21 protein-coding genes are annotated in these 23502 nt (G+C 57.5%); 6 read left to right on the forward strand and 15 right to left on the reverse strand.

What is annotated here, in order from left to right; genetic code table 11:
• The first annotated feature begins 263 nt into the window (after window positions 1-263).
• Both HZA03_01595 and HZA03_01600 read left to right on the forward strand, forming a co-directional pair.
• Window positions 264-497 carry a Fis family transcriptional regulator gene (locus HZA03_01595; protein ID MBI5636642.1) on the forward strand — a complete coding sequence of 78 codons (234 nt, stop codon included), beginning with the start codon at window positions 264-266 and terminating at the stop codon, window positions 495-497.
• A gap of 116 nt (window positions 498-613) precedes the next feature.
• Complete coding sequence (locus HZA03_01600) at window positions 614-922, forward strand: MTH1187 family thiamine-binding protein (GenBank protein MBI5636643.1); 309 nt, start codon at window positions 614-616, stop codon at window positions 920-922.
• Window positions 923-948: 26 nt separating this feature from the next.
• Here HZA03_01600 and folE read toward each other — a convergent pair whose 3' ends face one another.
• The 9 genes from folE to rpsB form a co-directional block, all read right to left on the reverse strand.
• Window positions 949-1503, reverse strand: a complete 555-nt coding sequence (gene folE / locus HZA03_01605; protein ID MBI5636644.1) for a GTP cyclohydrolase I FolE — start codon at window positions 1501-1503, stop codon at window positions 949-951.
• Window positions 1504-1555: 52 nt separating this feature from the next.
• Entirely contained in the window at window positions 1556-1831 is a 276-nt protein-coding gene (locus HZA03_01610; GenBank protein ID MBI5636645.1) for an integration host factor subunit alpha, read from the reverse strand.
• A gap of 64 nt (window positions 1832-1895) precedes the next feature.
• Window positions 1896-3062, reverse strand: a complete 1167-nt coding sequence (locus HZA03_01615) for a 1-deoxy-D-xylulose-5-phosphate reductoisomerase (protein ID MBI5636646.1) — start codon at window positions 3060-3062, stop codon at window positions 1896-1898.
• On the reverse strand, window positions 3059-3847 hold the full coding sequence (locus HZA03_01620) for a phosphatidate cytidylyltransferase (GenBank protein MBI5636647.1): 789 nt from the start codon (window positions 3845-3847) through the stop codon (window positions 3059-3061). Before HZA03_01620 ends, HZA03_01615 begins: the two co-directional genes overlap by 4 nt.
• A gap of 21 nt (window positions 3848-3868) precedes the next feature.
• A complete protein-coding gene (locus HZA03_01625) occupies window positions 3869-4576 on the reverse strand; it encodes an isoprenyl transferase (GenBank protein ID MBI5636648.1) in 708 nt (235 codons plus the stop codon).
• 75 nt (window positions 4577-4651) lie between these two features.
• Entirely contained in the window at window positions 4652-5209 is a 558-nt protein-coding gene (gene frr / locus HZA03_01630) for a ribosome recycling factor (protein MBI5636649.1), read from the reverse strand.
• A gap of 2 nt (window positions 5210-5211) precedes the next feature.
• Entirely contained in the window at window positions 5212-5931 is a 720-nt protein-coding gene (locus HZA03_01635) for a UMP kinase (protein MBI5636650.1), read from the reverse strand.
• Between the two features lie 7 nt (window positions 5932-5938).
• Window positions 5939-6535 (reverse strand): translation elongation factor Ts, encoded by a 597-nt coding sequence (tsf, locus tag HZA03_01640; protein ID MBI5636651.1) that lies wholly within the window; start codon window positions 6533-6535, stop codon window positions 5939-5941.
• A 2-nt stretch (window positions 6536-6537) separates the two neighbouring features.
• Window positions 6538-7341, reverse strand: coding sequence for a 30S ribosomal protein S2 (gene rpsB, locus HZA03_01645; protein ID MBI5636652.1), 804 nt, complete (start codon window positions 7339-7341; stop codon window positions 6538-6540).
• A gap of 379 nt (window positions 7342-7720) precedes the next feature.
• On the opposite strand from rpsB, the gene tolQ reads away from it, so the two are divergent.
• A complete protein-coding gene (gene tolQ / locus HZA03_01650) occupies window positions 7721-8401 on the forward strand; it encodes a protein TolQ (GenBank protein ID MBI5636653.1) in 681 nt (226 codons plus the stop codon).
• Here tolQ and HZA03_01655 read toward each other — a convergent pair.
• Window positions 8398-10959, reverse strand: a complete 2562-nt coding sequence (locus tag HZA03_01655) for a cation-translocating P-type ATPase (protein MBI5636654.1) — start codon at window positions 10957-10959, stop codon at window positions 8398-8400. The genes tolQ and HZA03_01655 overlap by 4 nt on opposite strands.
• Before the next feature lie 112 nt (window positions 10960-11071).
• On the opposite strand from HZA03_01655, the gene HZA03_01660 reads away from it, so the two are divergent.
• Genes HZA03_01660 through tolB form a run of 3 tightly spaced genes read left to right on the forward strand, consistent with a single transcriptional unit; the run spans window position 11072 to window position 13669 of the window.
• A complete protein-coding gene (locus HZA03_01660; GenBank protein MBI5636655.1) occupies window positions 11072-11509 on the forward strand; it encodes an ExbD/TolR family protein in 438 nt (145 codons plus the stop codon).
• A gap of 5 nt (window positions 11510-11514) precedes the next feature.
• Window positions 11515-12357, forward strand: coding sequence for a TonB family protein (locus HZA03_01665; GenBank protein ID MBI5636656.1), 843 nt, complete (start codon window positions 11515-11517; stop codon window positions 12355-12357).
• Window positions 12329-13669: a Tol-Pal system beta propeller repeat protein TolB gene (gene tolB, locus HZA03_01670; GenBank protein MBI5636657.1), complete on the forward strand. Its 1341-nt coding sequence runs from the start codon at window positions 12329-12331 to the stop codon at window positions 13667-13669. Before HZA03_01665 ends, tolB begins: the two co-directional genes overlap by 29 nt.
• Window positions 13670-13704: 35 nt before the next feature.
• On the opposite strand, the gene HZA03_01675 is transcribed toward tolB, so the two are convergent.
• The 5 genes from HZA03_01675 to HZA03_01695 form a co-directional block, all read right to left on the reverse strand.
• Window positions 13705-14322 carry a hypothetical protein gene (locus HZA03_01675; protein MBI5636658.1) on the reverse strand — a complete coding sequence of 206 codons (618 nt, stop codon included), beginning with the start codon at window positions 14320-14322 and terminating at the stop codon, window positions 13705-13707.
• 71 nt (window positions 14323-14393) lie between these two features.
• On the reverse strand, window positions 14394-16037 hold the full coding sequence (locus tag HZA03_01680) for a glycosyltransferase family 9 protein (GenBank protein MBI5636659.1): 1644 nt from the start codon (window positions 16035-16037) through the stop codon (window positions 14394-14396).
• Entirely contained in the window at window positions 16034-17830 is a 1797-nt protein-coding gene (locus tag HZA03_01685) for a glycosyltransferase (GenBank protein MBI5636660.1), read from the reverse strand. The genes HZA03_01680 and HZA03_01685 overlap by 4 nt, the downstream gene beginning before the upstream one ends.
• Window positions 17820-19721: a motility associated factor glycosyltransferase family protein gene (locus HZA03_01690; protein MBI5636661.1), complete on the reverse strand. Its 1902-nt coding sequence runs from the start codon at window positions 19719-19721 to the stop codon at window positions 17820-17822. Before HZA03_01690 ends, HZA03_01685 begins: the two co-directional genes overlap by 11 nt.
• Window positions 19718-23464, reverse strand: coding sequence for a glycosyltransferase (locus HZA03_01695; GenBank protein MBI5636662.1), 3747 nt, complete (start codon window positions 23462-23464; stop codon window positions 19718-19720). The genes HZA03_01690 and HZA03_01695 overlap by 4 nt, the downstream gene beginning before the upstream one ends.
• Window positions 23465-23502 lie beyond the last annotated feature (38 nt).

Below are 23502 nucleotides of genomic sequence, written 5' to 3' on the forward strand. Positions count from 1 at the left end.
CCGCTATGCGCTTCTTGAAATCGCATGAGTAACACCTCCTGCCCGAACATCGTCTTTCTCATAAAACGCCTCCATGGACGTTTTATATAACCGGACAGGTAATGTGCTCCTACACCGGACGGTTAATGTGCTCGCAACAATTTTTCCGTCTTTCGTTGACATTAAAATAAATTTTGCTACCATTACAGCCATACTCAGTAGTGAGTTTGGGGAGTTGGAGAAACCATTTCGTAATTTTGTTTGCCGCGGGTGTTGTTTCTTTTATGACGACTACTATTGACGACGTCCTTAACCGGGCGCTTAAAGAACACTTATCAAAGATGCGCTCCGTACCCAACGGGCATCTGCACGACATGATCATGGGCGCGGTTGAAAAATCGTTGCTCAAGATGGTTATCAGCGAAACCGAAGGCAATCAGTCGGATGCCTCGCGCATTCTCGGCATCAACCGGAACACCCTGCGTAAAAAGATCAAGGAATACCGGCTGGAGGTATGACGGGCATGGAAATGACGCTCTCCATTCCCCTGTCCACGCGTGAAGACCTCGTGCGCTGCACGGTGTTGATACTTTTTTTCCTGTTGGTATAACCCGCCGCTTCCACTGGAGGACAAATGGTTCTGCTCGAATTCAGCATGACCCCGCTCGACAAAGGCGAAAGCGTAAGCGAATACGTCGCCCGCTCGCTCGACATCATAGACAAAAGCGGCCTCCCCTACCGGCTCAATCCGATGGGGACGGTCGTCGAAGGGGAATTCGACCAGGTGATGGGAGTGGTGAGGCAGTGCTTCGAGCGGATGTCGCTGGATTGCAACCGCATCTCCACCACCATCAAAATCGATTACCGCAAAGGGAAATCAGGCCGCCTTGATTCCAAAATAGAGAGCGTGAAAAAGCGTCTCGGCCGCGACATCAAAAGTTGAACGCGCCGCTCACCGCGGCAACGGTCTTAGAACGGCCGCTTGAGGGCGATCAGGTTCAGGAATTCCGAGCGGGTGCGGTTATCCGACCGGAAGGTGCCAAGCATCGCCGAGGTGACGGCGTAGTTGTTTTCCTTCTGCACCCCCCGCATGCACATGCAGAGGTGCCGGGCTTCCATCACCACGCCCACCCCCTGCGGCTTTACATGATTGCGGATGGTCTCGGCGATTTGCGTGGTGAGCCGTTCCTGTACCTGCAAACGGCGGGAAAAGGCTTCCACCAGCCGGGGAAGTTTTGAGAGGCCGATAATTTTGCCGTTCGGAATGTAGGCGATATGCGCCTTGCCAAAGAACGGGAGCAGGTGATGTTCGCACATGCTGTAGAACTCGATGTCCTTGACCAGCACCATTTCGTTGTATGTCTCGTCGAAGAGCGCTTCATTGATAAGCGCGCCGATATCGACGCTGTAGCCGGAGGTGAGGTACTTGAATGATTTTTCCACCCGCTTGGGAGTGTCGCGCAATCCCTGGCGGTCGGGGTCTTCCCCGATGGCGCGCAGGATTTCTCTAACGGCGTTTTCCATGACGGTATTCCTCAGTGGTAAATTGCTCGCGGGGGGACGCCGGGCCGGAGAATCAGGTGTTTACCGCGGCCTTGAAATACTTGCCGGCTTTAAAGCGCACAACCTTGCGGGCGGTAATGCTCGCCTCTTCCCCGGTTTTGGGATTGCGGCCGATCCGTTCCCGTTTTTGGCGTACCTGAAAGGAACCGAACCGCCGCAGGATGACACTGTCGCCGCTCCCGAGGGTTTCCTTAACAAGCGAAATGATTGTCTCGACGGCGAGCTCGGCTTCCGGCTTTTGGAGTCCCGCCTGTTCCGAGATTTTGTTGACGATATCGATCTTTGTCATGCCATCTCCTTAATATAGAAACGATTACCGAAATATATAGCACACTTCACGGCGGCGTACAAATTCAATTCCGCCGCCGTCCGTGGCAGAGCGCACGGGCCGTAACGCGCGCCGCGGCATCCGCTTCCATCACCGTGCCCAAGCTTGGCGTACGCATGTCCGGCGTTCTGTCCATTGTTTTTTCGATGATGCGTGGAATGTCGACATAGCGGATTTTTCCATCCAAAAATTCCTCCACCGCCACTTCGTTCGCGGCGTTCAGCGCGGCGGGAATCACGCCTCCCCGGCGGACCGCATCGTAGGCAAGCCGCAGGCAAGAAAACCGCTTGGTGTCGGGCGGGAAAAATTCGAGCGGCCCCGCTTCGGCAAGGGACAATGACGCCAGTTTGGGGGCGGGCCAGCGATCCGGATAGGAAAGCGCGTAAGCTATTGGCACACGCATGTCGGGGAGGCCGAACTGCGCCATGACGGAGGTATCCATAAATTCGACCATCGAGTGAACGATGCTCTGCGGATGAATAACCACCTCTATCCGTTCCGCCGGAATATCGTACAACCAGCGGGCTTCGATTACCTCGAGGCCCTTGTTCATCATGGTGGAACTGTCGATGGTGATTTTACGCCCCATTTTCCAACGCGGGTGCTTCAGCGCCTGGGCCACGGTCACTTTTTTCAGTTCCGCCGCGGTCTTGCGCAGAAACGGCCCGCCGGACGCGGTGAGTATCAGTTTTTTTACCCGCTCGCGCGGCTCGCCGTTGAGGCACTGCCAGATGGCCGAGTGTTCGCTGTCGATGGGAAGTATTTGGGCGCCATGTTTGCGTGCGGCGGTCATCATGATCTTGCCCGCCATCACCAGCGGTTCCTTGTTGGCAAGCGCCACCCGTATCCCCTGCTTTATGGCGGCCAAGGCGGGAATAAGCCCCGCCGCGCCGACGATGGCCGATACCACCACATCCGGCTTGAGCGCTCCCACCAGTTCCGCGGCGCTGTGCGGGCCGGCAAATAACCGGGTGGCGGGAGGCACCGCCGCTTTCAGCTCCTTCCACGCCACTTCATGGGCGATGGCCGCTTTTTTCGGCTTGAATTCCCTGATCTGGGCGGCAAGCTCCCGCACATTGCTCTGCGCGGAAAGCCCCGCCACCTCAAACCTTCCCGGGTTGGCGCGCACCACGTCGAGACAACTCTTGCCAATGGAGCCGGTGGAGCCGAGGATGAGTATCCTTCGTTTCACGATATGTAACCGGCCAGCGCCAAAAATATGTAGTAGGCTGGCGCGGTAAGCATCAAGGCGTCGGCGCGATCCAGCAGGCCGCCGTGTCCCGGCAGGATGCTTCCGGAGTCCTTAACGCCAAAATGCCGCTTAATTTGCGATTCGGCCAAATCCCCAACCGGACCGATAATGCCGCCGATGAGTCCCGCCCCCGCAATGAGGACGACGTTCGCCTGCGAAAAAAAGATGAGCGCAAACAGGCCGGCAAAGATAACCGCGGAAACAATTCCCCCAACAACCCCCTCCACGGTTTTGCCGGGAGAGATGGCGGGGGCCAACTTGGTCTTGCCCATGGACCGCCCCACATAATAGGCGCCAATATCGGCGCCCCATGTTGCAAAGCAGATCAGAAGGAATTGCATCGGGCCGTTTTCCTCCATCCGGATCAAAACGGGGGCGCTGAAAGCGACTCCTATGTAGATGACGCCGAATATCGTGTAAACGGCCGGATTGATATCGTTCGCGGCATCTTCCAGCGCCGTGAAAAGAAACGCCACCAGAATAAGGGCCAGAGCCATGTAGGCCACATAATGCGAACTGATAAACGCCAGCGGTATCACAAGCGACGCGACAAGGCCGCGTATCCGATGGATGGCGATCCCTTTTTGTAATGCCATTCGCGCATATTCAAGGAAACAGATGGCGGCGGCGAGTTCAATCATGGCGGTGAAAATGTTCGCTGGCGCGGAAATGGTCACATATATGAACAGCGGGGCAAGAATCGCCGCGGTGATAATCCGTGTCATCTCATCCCCTCTCCGCCGCCGTCAGGCCGTGGATCCGCCCGCAAGCGGACCCAACTGATCGCCGGAGAGGCCAAAACGCCGTTCTCTCTTTTGGAACTCCCGTACCGCTTGCAGAAAATCGGTTCCCTGGAAATCGGGCCAGAGTATATCCGTGAACCAAAGCTCTGCGTAGGCGATCTGCCACAGCAGGAAGTTGCTGATCCGCTGTTCACCGCTGGTGCGTATCAGAAGATCAACTTCCGGAAGCCCGGCGGTATCCAGATGGCTGCCAATAGTCTCCTGCCCGATAGCCTCGGGATCGAGTCCGCCGCTTTTCACTTCGCGCGCGATTGCTTTTACCGCGTCCTCCAACTCCGCCCTTCCGCCGTAGCTGAGCGCCAGGGTAAGCACGGTGCCGGTGTTGTTTTTGGTCGACTCCTTGACCTGGTTTATGCAATCGATGGCGGCGGCGGGAAGTTCGGCGATCCGGCCAATGGTGTTGAACCGGATGTTGTTTTGCACCATCCGCATCATCTCTTTCATGAGGTATTCCTTCAGAATGTCCATCAACGCCGCCACTTCCGTGGGGGGACGTTTCCAGTTTTCGGTGCTGAAGGAATAAAGCGTAAGCGCCGGAAGCTTGATTTCCGAAGCGAGGGAAAGGATGCGGTCGACGGTTGCGACGCCGGCGCGGTGGCCGAAAATGCGCGGCATCATCCGCCGCTTGGCCCAACGGCCGTTGCCGTCCATAACGATGGCGACATGGCGCGGCAAGCGGGCGCTGTCAATCGAATCCCAGAGCGCGGCTTCCGCCGGGGTCACCGGTCAATTCTCCATTATTTCTTTTTCTTTATTATGCACAATGGAGTCGACCTTCGCCACATATTCGTCGGTTATCTTCTGGATGCGCCCCTCGATTTTCTTCTCTTCGTCCTCGGAGAGCTCTTTGTTCTTCAGCTTGGCTTTGACCTTGTCCATCGCGTCGCGGCGGATGTTGCGGATGGCCACCTTATTTTCCTCGCCGATCTTTTTGATCATCTTGGCCATTTCCCTGCGGCGCTCTTCGGTGAGCGGCGGCATGTTGAGGCGAATCACTTTGCCGTCGTTCTGCGGCGTAATGCCGATGTCGGACGTTTTAATGGCCTTTTCAATTGCGGGCATCGCGGAAACGTCCCACGGCTGGACGACGATAACGCGCGGTTCGGGTGTGCTGACGGTTGCCATCTGCTTGATCGGTGTCTGGGTGCCGTAGTAATCCACATAAATGGTGTCCAGGAGACCGGCGGATGCCCGCCCGGTGCGGATGCCCGCCATTTCCTTCTGCAGCAGCGAAATGGTGGTTTCCATCTTCTGCTTGCCTTCCTGTTCGATAGTGGCTCCCATAATCAATTCCCCCTTACAATCGTGCCAATCGGTTCGCCGCAGAGCACCCTCTTGATATTGCCTTTTTCAAACAGGTTAAAAACGATAATCGGCAAATGGTTGTCCATGCAGAGGGATATCGCCGCGGCATCCATCACGTTAATGCCATTTTTCAGCACATCAATGAACTTGAGCTCGGTATACTTGCGGGCCGTTTTGTCCTTCATCGGATCGGCGGTGTACACGCCGTCCACTTTGGTGGCCTTCAAAATCACTTCGGCGCCAATCTCCATCGCGCGCAGCGATGCGGTGGTATCGGTGGTGAAATACGGATTGCCGGTGCCGCCCGAAAAAATCAGCACCCGCTTTTTCTCCAGGTGCCGCACCGCGCGGCGGCGGACAAACGGCTCCGCCACCTGCGACATGGTGATAGACGTCTGCATTCGGGTTTCCGCACCCATCTGTTCGAGGGCGCTTTGCAGCGCCAACCCATTGATGACGGTGGCGAGCATCCCCATATAGTCGGCGGTGGTCCGGTCAATCCCAGCCGCCGACGCAAGGGACCCGCGCAGGATGTTGCCGCCGCCGATAACGACGGCCACTTCCGCCCCCATATCCTGAACTTCTTTTATCTCCTTGGCGATTTCCCGCACAGCGTCGTACAGAACCCCCTCTTTCTGGGCTCCGGCCATTGATTCGCCGGTCAGCTTGAGCAGTATTCTTTTATATTTCAGCTGGCCCATGGGCAGCTCAAGCTTCCCCGAGCTGGTAGCGGACAAAACGGCGGACGACGATATTCTCACCGATCTCGCTGATCTTCGCCTTGACGAGCTCCTCGATGGTAACATCGGGATTTTTTATGAACTTCTGCTTCACAAGGCACTTTTCCTCGTAAAATTTGGAAAGGCGCCCTTCCACTATTTTGGCGACCACCGCTTCCGGTTTGCCGGATTCTTTCGCCTGATCGGCAAGTATCGCCCGCTCCCTGTCAACCACGGCCGCCGGTACGTCCTCCGGGTTTACATAAGCGGGGCTCACCGCGGCGATGTGCATGGCGATGTCTTTCACCATATCCTGAAACTTGTCGTTGCGGGCCACAAAGTCGGTTTCGCAGTTCACTTCCACCATGACGCCTATTTTGCCGCCGCCGTGGATGTAGGAAAAAACCGTCCCTTCCGAAGTGGCGCGGCCGGCCTTTTTGGCGGCCTTCGAAAGCCCTTTCTTGCGCAGGTAATCTATCGCCGCTTCCATATCGCCCTTGGTCTCGTTCAGCGCCTCTTTGCAATCCATGATCCCGGCGCCGGATCGTTCACGCAGGTCTTTTACCAAATCAGCGGTAACAGCCATTGTTATTTCTCCCCGCCCTTGTCGGCGGCGGCCTTGACGGTACGGGCCGCTTCCCGCGCGGTCTTCGCCGCTTCGGCTTTAGCCGCCGTTTCCTCCTCGGCCTTCTGGCGGTTGCGCTTGGCCACTTCCGCGCCTTCGATTACGGCATTGGCGATTGTGGAGACCACCAGGCGGATCGAGCGGATGGCATCGTCGTTGGCGGGGATGATGTGGTCGATTCCCACGGGGTCGCAATTGGTGTCGACCATCGAGATAATCTTTATGCCAAGCCGCTTGGATTCATGCAGGGCGATGGCTTCTTTCTTCGGGTCGATGATGAATACCACGCCCGGCAGTTTGGTCATGTTCTTGATGCCGGAGAGGTTTTTCTGGAGTTTCTTCATTTCGCGGTCAAGGCTCTGCACTTCGCGCTTGGGCAGCACTTCGAACAGCCCCCCTTCCGACATCCGCTCCAGTTCCAGCAAACGGTCGATGGATTTGCGGACGGTTTCAAAGTTCGTCAGCATGCCGCCAAGCCAGCGGTTGGTGACGTGGAATGCGCCGCAGCGGACGGCTTCTTCTTCCACGAGGAGCTGCGCCTGTTTCTTGGTGCCGATGAAAAGAAAGCTTTTCCCCTCGGCGGAGGCATCGTAGGCCGCCTTGATCGATTCCTGGAAAAGCTTCAGCGACTTCTGGAGGTCGATGATGTAGATACCGTTGCGGGCGCCGAAGATATACGGTTTCATCTTCGGGTTCCAGCGCTTGGTTTGATGCCCGAAATGCGATCCCGCTTCGAGCATCTGTTTCATGGTGACAGTTACGTTCATAAAAAAATCTCCTTATAGGGTTGTTCAACCGCCCGGGTTTGAAGGTATCAGCGGCCATGCCGCACCCTATTGCCTTCGTAACCGTTGCCGGACGTGATATTACTCATTCCCCGCGCAATGCGCGGTGAATGAAACTAGCCGCTTATTGTATCAAAAAATCCGGAAAATAAACCCCTATTTTTGCTTTATTTTTCCCTCCTCCAAGCGGAATTGTTTAGATGGCCGTTTTGCCATTCGCCGCAGCCGCTCCCCGGATCCGCATTCGGGCGTTGACAGCGTACAACCCCATCCCTTAGCATCGTTGAAACCATATTTAGGAGAACGCGTGGGATCAAACACAATGTCCGCCGCCACAGCCGTCACCAGCCACCAATCGGTCATCGACATGGTCGCATCTGCCGGTTCCGTGGCCAAAGGAGTGCTGATCTTGTTGCTTCTGTTTTCCATCGTTTCCTGGGCCATCATGATTTTCAAATGGATTTCCTACCGCCGTATTCGACGTGAAAATTCCGAATTCAACCAGATTTTCATAAAAAACAAGAGTTTGGACAGCATTTTCAATGCCAGCAAGGGAATGCGCGGAACCAGCCCCATCGCCCGCGTCTTCCTTTCGGGCTATGCGGAGTTTGAAAGCGAATTCCGCGCTTCCACCACGGCCGCCCAGATCGAAGAAGACCGCCGTTTTTTCCTTGAAAAAATTGACGGCATCGCCCGCTCGATGGAGCGGGCCACCGCCCAGGAAGTAACCATTCTCGAACGATATCTCTTCTTTCTTGCCACCGCCGGCTCCACCGCCCCGTTCATCGGGCTTTTCGGCACCGTATGGGGGATCATGGAGTCGTTCCGGTCAATCAGCCTTACCGCATCCGCCAACATCGCGGTGGTGGCCCCCGGTATTGCCGAGGCGTTGATCGCCACGGCCGCCGGCCTTATTACCGCCGTGCCGGCCGTCATCGGCTACAACTACTTCGTCCAGAAGACGAAGGTGTTCGGCACCGAGATGGACAACTTCACCCTCGATTTCCTTTCACTCATCGAAAAGAACTTCGTAAAGCGCTAAGCCGCCGAAAACTTCCGGCGCCGCGCCGCCATCCTTATAAGTTCGAGACAACCTATTGTAGCCGCCCCGGCCACAATGCATATCAGCCAGTCAATCGTGTCCGGGGGCCGGAATCCGAACAGTTGGCGCAACCACGGCACATATATCACCAAACCCAAAAATGCGGCTGCCCCGCCGCAGAGCCACCAGAGCGACTGGTTGGGATTTTTGACCGCCTGAACGATGTGTTGCTCCAGCGAACGGTTGGCGAATATCAGCCCAACCGTAGCGATCAGCAATGTGACGAAGGAAAGGGTGCGGGCCTCTTCCATCCCGGCGCCGCGCCAAAGCGCCAAGCCGAACACCGCCAACACCACCGCGAATACCGCACCGCCAAGCAATGTGCTTGCCAACACCATCCGTCCGCTGAAAAGGGGATCGCTGGTTCTGCGCGGCGGGCGCTCCATAATGCCGGTCTCCTCCGGTTCCCGCTCGAAGACGATGGAACAGGCGGGATCGATCACCATTTCCAGAAAGACGATATGGACCGGCATGAAAATCAGCGGCAGGCCGAAAAAAGCCGGGATCATCGCCATCCCGGCTATAGGCACATGCACGGCGACGGTGAAAGCCATCGCCTTTTTGATGTTGTCGTAAATGCGCCGCCCCGAACGCACCGCCGCCACGATGGAGGAAAAATCATCGTCGGTTAACACCAGCGCCGCCGCCTCGCGGGCCACATCGGTGCCGCGCGCGCCCATAGCTATGCCGATATGGGCGCTTTTGAGGGCGGGGGCGTCATTCACGCCGTCGCCGGTCATCGCCACGATCTCGCCGTTTTTCTTGAGCGCGTCGACGATCCGCAGTTTCTGTTCCGGAACCACGCGCGCGAAAATGGTTACGCGTTTAATTCGTTCAGCGAGGGTCTCATCATCCATCGCTTCCACCTGCGCGCCGGTAACGCATTGGCCGGATTCAGAAAATCCGATGGCGCGGGCGACGCTTTTGGCCGTTTCGGGATAATCGCCGGTAATCATCACTATCCGTATTCCCGCCTGGCGGCACTCGGCCACCGCCGACGGCACGGCGGGCCGCACCGGGTCGGTGAAGCCGGCCAGTCCCACAAACTCCAGCTCAAAGTCGTGCTGGTCATCCGGAAGCGCCGCTTCAGCTAAAACACCTTTCGCCACACCCAACACCCGCAGGCCGTCCCGCGCCATCGCATTTGCGGCGGCGGTCAGCGCCCCAGCCCGCCTTTCATCCAGATGGCAAAGGTTGGCGATGGTTTCCGGCGCCCCTTTTGAGGCAATCACCAACCCTTCGCGCCCCGGCGAGCGCCACACATGGGTCAGCGCCGGAAACTGTTTGCTTAACGGGTATTCGCGCAACAGTTCGCGCTCGTAGCTGTGCAGGTGTTCGCTCCCCGCCAGACACATTCGCCCCATATCGGTTATCGCTTTTTCCATTGGATCGAACGGATCTTTCTTGCCAGCCAGGATGCAATGCTCGACCAAGTCGTGAAACGCTTCGGGCAGACCGCGCGCCCCTTCCATGACGGTGAAAAAAGCGTCTCCCGCATAAAGCCGGCTGACGGTCATGCTGTTTTGGGTGAGGGTGCCGGTCTTATCCACGCAGAGCACGGTGGCGGCCCCCAGTGTTTCCACCACCGGCACATGGCGGGTCAGCACGTTTTTTTGCGAAATGCGCCACGCCCCCAGCGCCAGAAAAATGGTCAATATCACCGGCATCTCTTCGGGAAGGATCGACATGGCCAATGTGAGTCCCGCCAGCAGCGAATCAACCCATTTGCCGGTATTCAACACATACAAAAGCGACACCAGCGCGCAGAGTCCCAGTCCCGTCGCGGCCAACAACCTCACCACCCGGCGGGTCTCCTTCCAGAGCAACGTCTGCTCCGTTTCAATGTTCCGTAACGAGGATCCGATCTTGCCGATCTCGGTGTGAAGGCCGATGCGTAACACCTTGGCCACCCCCTGCCCCCGCACCACCAGCGTGCCCGAAAAAAGATACGGCAAGTCTTCGCCGCCCGGCTTTCCCATTTCCCGTTTTTCGCTCCCTCCCGGAGCTTTACGCACCGGCGCCGATTCGCCGGTCAGCGCCGATTCGTCCACCACCAAGTTGATGGAGGAAAGCAAAAAGCTGTCAGCGGGCACACGGTCGCCTTCCATCAGGATCACCAAATCATCCCGCACCACCTCGCGCCCCGGTATGCGCTGTTGCAGGCCATCCCGCACCACCAGCGCGCGGGGACTGGAGAGATCGCGCAATGCTTCAAGGGAGCGTTCCGTTTTCCGCTCCTGGTAAAACGTGATTCCCATGATGACGAAAACAAAGCTTAAAAGGATCAGCGCCTCTTGCACGTCGCCCAACACGAGGTATAGCGCGCCGCAGGCCGTCAGCAGCAGGAACATCGGCTCGCCCACAACCTCGCGCGCGATGGCGGCGGAACTTTTGGGTTTTGAGGCGGGAAGATCGTTATACCCTTCCCCGCTTAGGCGGCGGATCGCCTCCGCGGTGGAAAGTCCTTGAAGGTTTTCCAGGTCGAATCCGGTTTCCACGCCCATAATTAACAGTTTATCCCATTGCCGCCCTAAAACCCTTTAAATCGCGGAGCGCCGCAAGTATAATCGTGCAAACCGGTCATACGCCGGTTATATGGGGGTAATGGATATGGCTCATCTCTGGAAAAAGCGGCGGCGCACCAGTGCCATGATGTCCGAAATCAACGTGACGCCGTTCGTCGACGTCATGCTGGTATTGCTCATCATCTTCATGGTCACCGCGCCGCTGGCCAAATTCGGCTTCGATGTACACCTGCCGAAAGTGGAGGCAAGCCCGGTGGTTCGTGAGGAGAACTGGATCATCACGGTGGACAAGAACCGCGCCATTTACCTCAACGAAACGGAGATAAGGCTGGAGGCCCTGGAAAAACGGCTCAACCAGCTGACAACCATCAATCCGCAAGTCGACGTGTTTCTCCGCGCGGATGAAACGCTGCCGTACGGCTTCGTCATGCAGGTGATGGGAAACGCGCGCCGCGCCGGTGTGCGGAATCTGGGCATGGTGACGGAGCCGGTTCCGCCGCCGGTCAAAGAGGAAAAGAAATAACGCCAATGACGGCCGGTCACGATACCTGTTACTCCCCGGAAGGCGACGGCGGCGACAACCTTTTCATTACGGTGCTCTTTGTCTCCCTTCTGCTGCATATGCTGGCGCTTACCGGTTTTTTCATTTATGGGGAATACATCGACCACTCCAGCGAGCCCCGCGTCAAACAGGAAGTGTACGTGGTACACCTGATCGACCCGGGTCCCCTCACCGGCCGTTTCGAGATGGGGCGCTCTTCCGTGGTGGACGCCGCGCCGATGCCGACCGCGGTTAGCGCGAAAGCGGCGGCTCCGCCGGTCAAGCTGGAAATACCGGTGAGCAAAGATACGGGCGGCGAAGTGAAAAAGGTGGCGGAAACTTTGAAAAAATCCCCCGAAACAAAAGAGGCGCCGAGGCCGGATAAAAAAATCCCGCCGGTGAAGCAGGTGGAAACGGAATCCAAAAAAACCTCGAAGCTCAAGCAGAAAACGCCGGTCACCGAGGAGAAGAATACCGACGCGGCCGCCCGCGAAATACGCGAACGCAAGGGGGGTGGCAGCGTTGATATCCGCAAGTTCCCTTACGAGTGGTATTTAAACATCATGGAATCGCGCATATATGGAAACTGGGATACGTTCCGCGCCAACTTTTTCACCAACCGCGCGGCGCGGGTGGCCGTTTATTTCCAGTTAGACCGCGACGGCAAAATGCTCGACCTCAAAATAGAACATTCGTCGCTGAACGACGAAGTGGATAACTCGGCGCTCGCGGCGGTGCGGAACTCCGCCCCTTTCCCCCCGCTGCCGCCCGGATACAAAGAAAAAACGCTGGAGGTACACTTTGGCTTCGTTCTGCAACCGTCACGCTAAAATCATCCTGCTGGCAGCGGCCCTGCTGGCCGCCGGGAGCGCCATCGGCGGCGCCGCCGAAGTTTTTATCGACGTCTCGCGCCAGCGAACCGCGCAAATCACCATGGCGGTACCCCGATTTAACATGAAAGAAGCCAAGGAAAACCAGAAAGAGGATTCCGCTTTTGCCGATCTGGGACAAAAGACAATGGAGTTCGACCTGTTGTTTTCGGGCTATTTCAGTATGCTTACCGACCGCGCGGTGTTGGGCGAAATTGAGTCCAAAACCGCCGATGCGCGCCACGTTCCCTGGGATATCTGGAAAGAAGCGAAGGTGAATGCGTTGGTCAGGGCCGATTACTACGCCCTGCCGGATGACCAAGCCGCCCTGGAAGCCTACCTGTTCGATGTGGACCGCCACGAACAGCTTGCCGGCATCCGCTATACCGGCCCACGCGGCATATTCCGCAAGATGACGCACAAGTTCGCCGATGAAGTCGTCTACCGCTTTTCGGGCGCGGCCGGCGTTGCCGACAGCCGCATAGCCTTTACCAGCAAGGTGAAGGGGCACAAGGAACTCTTCATCATGGATTACGACGGGTACAACCAGCAGCAGATCACCAAAGTCAACAGTATCATCATATCGCCGGACTGGGCCCCCTCCGGCGGCAAACTGCTCTTCACCTCTTTTCACATGAAGCGGCCCGCCATCTATATGCTCGACTTGCACAGCGGCAAGATCACCGCTATCGGCAGCAACACGGGCCAAAGCCAGTCGGCCCCCGCCTGGTCGCCCGACGGCAAAACCATCGCCTTCACCCAAGCCCTCAACGGCAATTCGGACATCTACACGATCAATGCCGACGGCACCGGCCTCCGGCGGCTAACCGACGCCGACAGCATCGAAACATCCCCCACATGGTCGCCGGATGGGAAAAAAATCGCTTTCGTTTCGGACAGCGCCGGAACGCCGCAGATATATATAATGAACGCGGACGGCAGCGGCAAAGAGCGCTTCACCTTCAATGGCGATTACAACGCCGACCCGGCATGGTCGCCGCGCGGTGATAAAATCGCCTTTACCAGCATGCTTGATACCCGCTTTAACATCGTGGTGAAGAGCCTCGACGGACTTGTGGAAAAGCAACTCACCGCCGATATGGGGAGAAACGACTCCCCCAGTTGGTCCGCCGACGGCCGCCATCTGGCGTTTACCAGCACCCGCACCGGCACCAGCCAGATTTACATCATGAACGCCAACGGCAATAACCAGATGCAGCTTACGAATATGCCGGACGGCGCCAGCGGATGCTCATGGGGACCGCGCAACTAGCGGCGAAAAACGTCAGCGATCCGCCGGAACGGGGATTACATCCCCCGCAGGTTGTTGGCGATTGACCGGAGTATCTCTTTCCATTCCGCGATAAGCGGGGCCAGTTCATACTCCAAAATGTCGGCCAAGCTGATCCAGTCACGGTTTTTCTGCGTTGCAAAAAGGGTGTTCAGCACCTGGAGCAATTCCTGCTCCTTTTGGTTCAACGTGCCGCCGTCATGTTTCATCGCCTCGAAATCAAGGCCGTTGATGTTTTTCACCTTATCTATGATGCCGACAAAGGTCTGCAACCCTTCAACGCAATTGATGAAGTTCCGGTTGGCGGTTGTCTCGTCGTCCGTGCGGAACTTGTCGGCGCTTTGTTCAACCAGCGCCGCCAGTCCTTCCACATATTCGTCCATGGAATCGAGCGCGCGGATGGATACGGCGCGAAACGTGTCGGTGGCTATTTCTATAGACCGCACGTCCGCCACCGGTTTCGTTTTTATGGTCAACATTACGTTTTCGGGTATTTCTTCGCCGTTAATTTTTATCGTGGAGATGAACTCATCCCTGAAAAACCGCTTTGCAACGAACTCTTCCAGCAAGCCGCCCAAATCCGCCTGACTTTGGGGATCCCACTGCACATCTTCACCGTTCAGTTTTATAATCATCGTTGGGTTTCCTTTCACGCCGCCATTTTCCCATCCTTCGGAACGATACGCAACCGGAACGCCAACATTATTCATTTCAACAATTCCTCCAGCCGATCCATGACAAACACGGCAAAACCGGCGGCGGCCGCATAGAGCGCGCGGGTTTCTTCCAGCATTACAACGGGCGCGGCATTGCCAATGTTTCCTTTGCCCATATTGAACAGCCGCACGGCGGGCATCAACTCCGGATGAGCCAAGCCGGCCATATCAATGGCCCGATCCACATCCAAAAACCGTTGCACCGTTTTTTTCACCTTGTCCATCCGGCCGTTTTTGAGATCGCGCACCGCCTCCCTGGCGAGTGTCTCCCCTTCCCCGGCCGCGTCCGCCAGTTTGCGGAAGACGCCGCGCTTTCTTTCCACCCAGCGCCGCAACTCTTCCGCGTCCGGCGGCGCATAATGCGCCGCAAGATAGCCGGCCACAAATTCCTTTCCGGATCCAACGCCGAACGGCTGCATGAAAAATTGCCGGTAAATACGCGCCAGAATGTCGGTATCGGCGGATTGCGATTTTTTAAGCGGGCGCAAATCCCAAAAGCCATACTGGTCGAAATACGGCGCAAGCAGGCGCACTTTCGGGAAAGCGGCCGGTCCGAGAGGCGGCATCCCGCCGGGATTGTCCGCCAAATGTTGGGCGGCATCGGCCACCATTTCAGGCGTTACATAATCGAGACAGGCATAATGCGGGCAGGTGGAAGAATGAAGGCAAGGGAAACACGGCATCTCCGGCTCAAGGAGAACCGCCTTATCGCAGTAGGGGCCGGTTTCAAAACCATAGGCATGCACCAGGAAGAGCGCCACAATGGGCGTTCCGGCCGCGGCGGCTATGTGCATGGTGGCCGTATCGTTCGTCACGAGCACGGCGCAACGCTTCACTACGCCGATGAGTTGTTCCAGCGAGGTCTTGCCCGCGAGGTTGATATGCGGCATCTCCATCGCGGCGGCCGTTTCGTCCACCAGCTCTTTTTCCGCCGCCGCCCCCAGCAACACGGCTTTCGCGTTCCATCGGCGCGCCAGCAGATCGGCGCTTTTGGCAAAGTTGCGCGAAGGCCATCGGCGCTCCTTCATGCTGGCCCCCGCCTGAATGCCGATAAGCCGCTCTCCTTCCTTCACGCCGCATTCCGCCAGCAACGGCGCGGCCAGCCGCTCCGGTTCAGCGCTGTTGATGAATAATCCGCGCCCTTTTGGCTTCACGCCGCCACTGAGCTGGTAGATATCCACCAGATTGAAGGTGTTGTAACGGCGAAAGGAAAGAAGCGACGAGAAGTACATAAGCCACGGGTCGTTTATCACCTTGTTCCCCTCGCCGTCGCTGACGATGCCGCGCACGTCGGGGATATTCAGCAACCGCCCCATGATGGCGGTGAGGTTCGAGTGGCTCAGGTTTATGAGCATATCGAATTTTTCCGCGGCCAACTGCGCCACGAAATTATCAAGATAGAAATAAACGTCGGCGATGGATGTTTGCCCGCCGTCGGCATGAATGAACTGCTTGGGGTCGAACACCGTCAGTTTGTCGATATGTGGAAGGTTTTTGCAGATGCCGGAGAAACTGACATTCGCCGCGAGCGTGATGCGGCAGCCGGGAAATTCCTCTTTGAGGCCCGACAGCAGTGGCGATGTCTGTATGAGGTCGCCGATGCGGGTGAAGTTCAGGATCAGTATCTTCTTCACTTTTGCACCAGCAATTCGTTGACCATAAGCAAGAGGGATTCGGCGCGGCCAAGCGCGCCTTTGCCTTTACTGATATGATCCGCAACGGCTTTGAGCGACAATTCCCCTTCCGGGTCGAAGCCGCGCAAGAAGGCGGCGAGTTCGGCGTTACCTTTTGCTTCCGCCTCCGCGACCATGTTCTTCACCACGTTGCGCCCGTGGCTCTCCTCCTTTTGGCGGATGGCGAACGTTTCTCCCTCGCGCGAGAAGATAACCGCGAGCAGTTCTTCCATCCGCCGCTCGAAGGTGTGGTCTTCCAGCGTCCGTTCACGCCCCGCGCGGGCGATTGCTTCCCGCTCTTCGGGGTGCTTGAGGTAGCGGTCTATCTTCCCGCGCAATTCTTCAAGCGAGGCATAGGTTTCAATTTCTTTTCCCGGCTGCATCAACGCGGGGAGTTCACTCCGCATATCGGCCAATTGGAACGCGCCGCAAGCGGCCAGTTCGAATACGCGGGGGTTCACAAAATCACCCACCGGGTCGATGCCGGCATTCATGATGCTGCTGTGCAGGTTCAGATTTATCTTCGATGCGCTGAATATCTTTATGTATTCTTCCGGGCTTAAACGGCGGTTCCGGTTCGCCACCCGTTGCCCCACCGCGCTGGAGAGTTCCCATTCGGTGCCCCATATTTTAAAATCGTAATCCAGCAGGCCGCTGAAAAAGACACGCCGATTGTTGTACCCGGCCCCCATAAAGGAGATATCGGAACCATAGCGTTTTGTATCTTCCGGAGACAGCGGCAGCGGCTTGTGGTGCAACGGCGCGGATGCCTGCGGGAGATACGCCACGCAACGCGCCCCGGCTTTACCGAGACGCTCATGGAATTCACCGCGTTGTATGGTGAAAAAATAATCGTAATAGGGGGCAACGCGGTCCCAGTACTTCAAGGTGCGGAAATCCTCGACAAACCAGAACGCGATGGGAATTTTGAGTTGGCGCAAACGCGCAAGCGCCCCCACATCCAGCGGGGCTTGCGCCATGACCAGTATCAGATCGGGTTTGCGGTCGTCCGCCATCGCCACCATAGCCTCGCCCAGCACATTGCTGTACAGCGCCTTGAGCTGGTGGCGGTGTGTTTCGTTGGGCGTTACTTCATCCATCAGGAAATAGGATTGCTTGAACGCAGTGGCGTCGAAGGCGGCCACATCCGCCCCCAGCGCGGTGAGCGCCTCTTTCACATAGCGGAAGGTGGTCTCGGTGCCGCCATAAATGGGACCGGCCAACAATATGCGCGGTTTACGCTCGGCCACCAGTTTGCGCGTAATGAATGAAACCTCCAACTTGTCGTATTCCGCCTGAAAAAAGCGAAGGTAAGGCCGGTGCGCCATTATCCGCGCGCCCCGGCAATCGTAATCGTCCAGCACCCGGCGCACGCGTTTCCCCACAAAGATGCGGCATTTTTCCAAAGCAAATGCCATGTCGGCATTTTCCATGGCGCTTTTAAAAATGGCCGCGGAAGGTTCCACCACCGTTACGTTCAGCCCGGCGCCCACCGCATCACGCAGGTGATGACCATAGCCAAGCCCGAAAACAATGACGTTTTTCACGCCTTGATCCATCTGTGCAAGCAGGCGGGCCCCCTCCTCTTCCGGCTTATAAGCGCCGTGCATCGCCACCCCTTCATATTTGAAAACCGGCAGGCCGTTCTTCGCCTGCTGCGTTTCGATGGCGGCGTCGATATTCGGTTCCAGCAAAGGCGCGAGATGGGGGTGGAACTTTTTCAGGAGACCGCTGTTTTGTTCCTTATACCGCATCCGCTCTTTCCCCCGGCGCCCGCAATCCGCCTTCAAATCTGGCGGCGCGGATGTTTTTCTCCAATTCCCTCGTCACCTGGTACGCATCTTTAAAAAATATTAAAAATGATTCGGCGTTGATATAAGCCTGCTTCCCCGGATCGGCGGTTTTCAGGCCGCCGCGCAGCCGCTGTATCCTGTCCATCGTCCCTTCCAGCCGCCAACGGTTGATGCCCATAAATTCCGCCTCGCGCATCACCATTCCCAGATAGTTGGCGCAGGCGCGCGCGGCGGATTCCACCGCCGCGTTCTCCCCTTTGCGTTGGGCGGCGGCGGCGAGCCTTTCGGCTTCCTTGATGCCCATCGAGCAAACCTTTTTAATGTCCCGTGCTTTGGCCGCAAGCGCTTCGAGCCTTTGCCTGATAAACATAATATCGGCGGGAAGTTGCACGGGGCGCGCCGCCGCGATTATTTTGGCGATGTCCCGGCGCTGGCGGCCATATTTCAGCATAGCTTCCTGAATGCACATCGGCTTCGCGCCCGCAATTGCGGCCCCCCCCTCGGTGGTGTTGATGCAGTCAACCTCTTTTTGGGCGATGCGGATTTCAAACCAGTTGCGCCACGTGGTCATTTTCACGCTGCTTTTGAGCGTATGCCCGAGGTTTCCTTCCACCGTTCCCTGGATTTCACGGCTTATCGCCTCGTCATGCATCATTTCCACGCCGCTCATCTCGCCGGCGGCGCTGTAGACAAATTCGTCGTTGGCGCCGCCGCCGCTGTGGGTGCGGTTGCCGGTAAACGCGAGGTCCTGCCCGGTGAGAATGATCGGTGAACATCCCATGCGCAATGCCAGATCGAAAGCGGCGGTGGCCACCGACCCGCCGGTCAGGTTTTCGCCCAAGTCTCCGGTGAACTGCTCCAGCCACTGCACCATCGGTTCGCTATAGCTGGTTATCATCATCGGGCCGGCGCACTCCGTAAGAATAAGCGGATAGGTGACCGGATTAACCACCAACGTATAATCGGGGCGCTCCGCCCCCGCCAAGTGAAAGTAGTTGTGCAGCAAGGCGTCCAATGCCACCACGAAATGCGGCACAACGCCGTTTTTCAGCAGTGTCTTCAGTGCGGTATCGACGCAAATGATGATCATGGAATCCCGCGCCGACATCAGCCAGCGGCAATTCTTGTCGAGCGACGGCCCCGCCGCCACGATCACCGCCGGCACTCCGGTCAGGCGGCCAAAAAGATGTTTGATGCCGGGGTTGCGCAGGATAACGTCCAGATTTGAAAAAATATTCCCCTGCCAGACCGATGAAAGGCGGCTGATGGAAGCGAGATTCCCTTCCGCCATCTGCTTCTGGCGGGCGAGCACCTTGTCAACCGCCTGATAATAGCCGGTATCGCACGCCACCGCCGTGCCGTGCTTGATAACCTGAAAATTAGACCTGGTGAAAACGCCGAACTCCTCTTCAAGCCGGTGCATGACCGCGTCCACCGGACTTTCTCCGACGCTGATGACCACACGCGGATCGCCGATGAGTTCCGCCACGTCAAACCCTTCAAGCAGTTTTTTAAAATACCCCGGACTCGACTCGACAAGCAGGATGAACGTGCCTGCATCGGAGGCCGCCAGCGTTTCGGTTAGCGTTTCACCCAGGCCGATGCCGAGCAGGATAATCACCTCGCTGAAGCCGAACTGCTTCCGCTCCGTGATCCGGCGGACATTGGGCGGCATCGGTTGTTTTTTGAAAATGGCCGTCTCGCCACCGGCGCATAAGACTTCGATGGCGGCGGCCTTTCCCCCCGCCTTTATCAGCCGCACGCGCGGGTCGTCCGGCGTGGCGCGTATCTTCGCGGTCAGCGCACGGTCTTTTGCCTCCAGCGCTTTCAGGTTTTTTACGTACACATTCATATCGCGGTGCCGTTCTTTTCCAGCTGTTCCAGCAGCATCAATGCATCGCCGTGCTCCGGGTTGAAGATGAGGATGCGGTCAAGCGCTTCCCGCGCTTCGCCGTATTTCCCCTGCTGATAGTAAACGCCCGCCAGTCCGAATAGCAGATCGAGATTCGCCGGGTGGAGTTCGAGGTACTCCGTCAGCGATTTTTCGGCCAGCGCAAAATCTTTGGTTTGATAGCAGGCCTGCACCAGCGACGAGAGGGCAATCGGGTTTTCCGGATTTGCCGCTATCGCCTTTTGATAGCAGGCTATTCCCTCTTTCTGTTTTCCCGCATGGAAGAGCGCGATACCCAGCCCGCAGAGCGCGCGGTCATTCTTCCAGTTCGCCGCCACCGCCTTTTCATAATATCCGATGGCCGTCCCGTAGTCGCCCTTGCCCAGCCGTATGGTGCCAAGACCGATATTCGCCGCTTCCACAGCCCCCAGCCGTGCCGCCTTTTCGTAGAGGCCGCCGGCTTTTGCCGCATCGTTCACGCGCATGAGAAAATCGGCGTATTTGCAGAGCGCCGCCGCGTTTTCCCCGTCATGGTCCACCGCGAGGCGCGCCGCCTCCCCGGCGGCGCGGTACCGCTTCATATCCCAATAGCGGCGCGAAAGCTCCGCCGCATGTTGCGCAATGAGCCGTTTAACGCGTTCGGCGAAGCGCTCCAACGCCGCGGGATTTTCCGACGCGGCGACGGCAAAACAGCGCTCCGGCACCAGTTCAACCAACGCGGCGCTGAAACCAGCCGCCGCTTTAACCATTTTTTCCAGGCCCGCGGGGGAAAAACGGTGCAACGGCAGGGGGTACAGTTCATTCTCCGCCAACGCCGCATCGTACGCCACGGCAAGCAACAGGCCATCCGGTTTCAGCACATGCTTCGCCTGGGCCACCATTTCAAAAATATCTCCTGTGGCATCAAGCGCGTGATTGAGCACAAGATAGTCAAGGGTATGCTCCGCCGCCGGCAACGGTTCCCCCGCTCCGATAACGGCGCCGTTTCCTTCCACGGCGGCGTTAATCGCCAACCGTTCGGCGGATTCATCGGCGTTTGCGTAACGGCCAAACCAATCGCGCGCCCCGGCATCTTCCCGCGCGGCCCACCAGAGTTTGAGTCCTTCCCCCAGCAAACCGCCAGCCGCCAGCGCACACCCTTCATACTTGGGGCTTTCAGCTTCGCGATAAAGATTCCGCGCGGCGCCAAACCGCCCCACGGCCATGTTGAGGTGCGCCAACCGCAGTTTTCGCTCCGGTTGGATTTCCTTCAATTCGTCCAGCATGGAATAGAGCGCGTCCGGTTCGGGCTCTTCCGTCCGCAACAGCGCGGCGCCGGCGCTCACCAGCGGGTCGTCCACATCCCGCCGGAAAAAATCGTCTTCAGCCACAAGCGCGCGGAACCGGGCGGGATCGAACGGCGCGATATCCCGCGCCAACGTTTCCTGGCCGTGTCCCGCCACGATGAGATATTGGAAAACGAAAAAATTGAACATCTCGCTTTCCGAAAGGCTGTCGATCTGCCAGCGGCCGATGCGAAGGATTCCCTTGCTCCCCTCCTGATATACGTTGTCGGCGCGCTTTCCCTGAACCAACGCGGCAATAAGGCCGCAACGCTTGAGCATTTCCCGAATCTCGTGAAGGGTAAAGAAATGGATGTGCGTCCGGTCCAGCAACCCTTCGTCCTGGTAGGTAAAACGCCCTTCCATCAGTTGGTTCAGCACCGATATGTGCTGGATGTTTGGAATGCTCATCACCATCATGCCGTCGGGCGCCAGCAGCCGTTTGTGCCGCTTGAGCAATGCTTCGGGATCGCGCAGGTGCTCCAACACGTCCGAATAGATTATGCAGTCGAAATATCCTTCCGGATACGGCAGTTCCAGCCGCTCGCTGTCACCGGCAAATACGCGATCCAACAGCTTTGCGGCTTTTTGCGCCGCCTTATTGTTGTATTCCACCCCCACCACCTCGCGGGCGGGATTTTGCCGTTTCAGAGCCTGGCCGGTCTCCCCCGCCGCGCAGCCGACCTCCAGTATCCGCATGACGGTTGACGGCACCAGTTCGACCACTTCCGGGCGGACGTTGTGGAAGTAATGCTCCGGCTTGTCCCCCAACACAACGCTTTCGCGCCGTTCGCGCAAGGTTGCGATAATCTGTTCTGCTCGGTGGGCGTAGGTATGTTTCTCCAGCACGGCGGCACGGCCATTTTCGGCGATGGATTCCCGCTCATCTTCGTGTTGCAGGTAATAGGCGGCAAGCTCTCCAACATTCGCGTCGTTATACACCACCAGATGGCGGCGGTCTTCAAAAAAATCCGCCAGTCCTTCGGCGGTATCGGTCAGCAGGAGGCTGCCGGAGCAGAGCGCCTCGAACACCCGCATGTTGAGATCATTGCGGATGGCGTTGTTGAACACGATTTTCGAGGCGGAATATAGTTCCGCCATCTCTTCAAGGAACACCCGTTCGATTTTGACGTTGAAGCGCCGCTGGAGTTTTTCCAGCAACGCGGCCCGCCGCTGATGCTGCGGGGTGATGCTGCCGGCGAAGCCGATGTCGTAACGCTTCGCCGTTTCGCGCTTGCCGTGGATTTCGGGATCGCACCCGAGCGGCAGCCAGTGAACGTTGGCAATCCCCCGTTCTTTGAACGCCGGGATATATTCCCGTTGCGCCAGGAAAACCACGTCGAACTGGCGGGCCACGTTGATGTGGCTCTCAAGATGCAGATGGGTATCGATAAAGTAGGCCGCCTTCGGAATGGCAAGCATTTCAAGGCCCGCCGGAGGACCGTCCAATCCGCTCTCCACCCAGAGAAAGAAGTCCGGGGCAAAACCTTTGGGCATTTGCCCAAGGATACCGCTGGCATCGCGCGCGATGGCACGGGGAATATCCTGGTTGAGTATCGGCGCCTTCATGTTTTCGAGGTTCCACATCTTGAGCACTTCGGGGGGCATCGATGCGCCGCTCGTGACCACATGGTGGTTCTTTTCAAAAGCGCGGCGGAGGTAGTGCGCCGTGGTGGCGGGGTAGTACGCATAATCCAACCAGACACTTGCCCTGCTCAAGCGATTTCTTGCTTCAGCACCCCCGCCGCAAGCCCTTGCAATCGCTGCGTTCCAACGGGAGATGAATTTTGAAATCGGAAATTTCTCCGCCACGGTACGCCGTGCCGCTTCCCCCATTGTCTTGGCAAGGAGTTGGTCGCTGAGCAATAGTTCCAGCGAGCGGCGGAGTTTCGCCAAATCGTCACTCACAAAACCATCGCGCCCATCGGTGAGCGGCGAGCTTGGATTTGCAAGCGAAACAACCGGCATTCCGGCCGCCATCGCCTCCAGCATGGAAAGATTGTAACCGTCTTCATACGGCTCTTTGGTGGTGTTGAGATAGACGCGGCATTTGCGCAGATGGTTTTTGAGATCGTCCCAGCTTTTTGAGGGGTGACTGTCATCCAGTTGCGGGTTGTCTCCCAGCAAGGTGGTCGGCAGGCCGGAGCAAAGCTCCACCTGCTCACGGTATCCGAGCATCAGATCACGCTCCATCACCCGGTTCCCCACACGCAAGACCGCCTTCAGTTCGCCGGTATATCCGCCATACTGGTTCACATCAATGCCGGGAGGAATAACCTCTCCTTCCAAGCCCCAGTCGGCTCTTTTTTGCTCCGAGATAAAAACCGGCAAAACCCCTTCCAGAAGCGGCTTTACTTGCTCTAAATAGGTATTCCGATCCACCGTGTTGCCACCGAGGGCTATTTCCGTACTCAATTTAT

This window comes from Nitrospinota bacterium, assembly GCA_016217735.1.
GTDB lineage: Bacteria > Nitrospinota_A > UBA7883 > JACRGQ01 > JACRGQ01 > JACRGQ01.

What these genes read in the sequence shown, in the direction of transcription:
- HZA03_01595 (MBI5636642.1), top strand. Translation starts at nt 264, where the DNA reads ATGACGACTACTATTGACGACGTCCTTAACCGGGCGCTTAAAGAACAC.
- HZA03_01600 (MBI5636643.1), top strand. Translation starts at nt 614, where the DNA reads ATGGTTCTGCTCGAATTCAGCATGACCCCGCTCGACAAAGGCGAAAGC.
- folE (MBI5636644.1), bottom strand. Translation starts at nt 1,503, where the DNA reads ATGGAAAACGCCGTTAGAGAAATCCTGCGCGCCATCGGGGAAGACCCC.
- HZA03_01610 (MBI5636645.1), bottom strand. Translation starts at nt 1,831, where the DNA reads ATGACAAAGATCGATATCGTCAACAAAATCTCGGAACAGGCGGGACTC.
- HZA03_01620 (MBI5636647.1), bottom strand. Translation starts at nt 3,847, where the DNA reads ATGACACGGATTATCACCGCGGCGATTCTTGCCCCGCTGTTCATATAT.
- HZA03_01625 (MBI5636648.1), bottom strand. Translation starts at nt 4,576, where the DNA reads ATGGACGGCAACGGCCGTTGGGCCAAGCGGCGGATGATGCCGCGCATT.
- frr (MBI5636649.1), bottom strand. Translation starts at nt 5,209, where the DNA reads ATGGGAGCCACTATCGAACAGGAAGGCAAGCAGAAGATGGAAACCACC.
- HZA03_01635 (MBI5636650.1), bottom strand. Translation starts at nt 5,931, where the DNA reads ATGGGCCAGCTGAAATATAAAAGAATACTGCTCAAGCTGACCGGCGAA.
- tsf (MBI5636651.1), bottom strand. Translation starts at nt 6,535, where the DNA reads ATGGCTGTTACCGCTGATTTGGTAAAAGACCTGCGTGAACGATCCGGC.
- rpsB (MBI5636652.1), bottom strand. Translation starts at nt 7,341, where the DNA reads ATGAACGTAACTGTCACCATGAAACAGATGCTCGAAGCGGGATCGCAT.
- HZA03_01660 (MBI5636655.1), top strand. Translation starts at nt 11,072, where the DNA reads ATGGCTCATCTCTGGAAAAAGCGGCGGCGCACCAGTGCCATGATGTCC.
- HZA03_01665 (MBI5636656.1), top strand. Translation starts at nt 11,515, where the DNA reads ATGACGGCCGGTCACGATACCTGTTACTCCCCGGAAGGCGACGGCGGC.
- HZA03_01675 (MBI5636658.1), bottom strand. Translation starts at nt 14,322, where the DNA reads ATGATTATAAAACTGAACGGTGAAGATGTGCAGTGGGATCCCCAAAGT.
- HZA03_01685 (MBI5636660.1), bottom strand. Translation starts at nt 17,830, where the DNA reads ATGCGGTATAAGGAACAAAACAGCGGTCTCCTGAAAAAGTTCCACCCC.
- HZA03_01690 (MBI5636661.1), bottom strand. Translation starts at nt 19,721, where the DNA reads ATGAATGTGTACGTAAAAAACCTGAAAGCGCTGGAGGCAAAAGACCGT.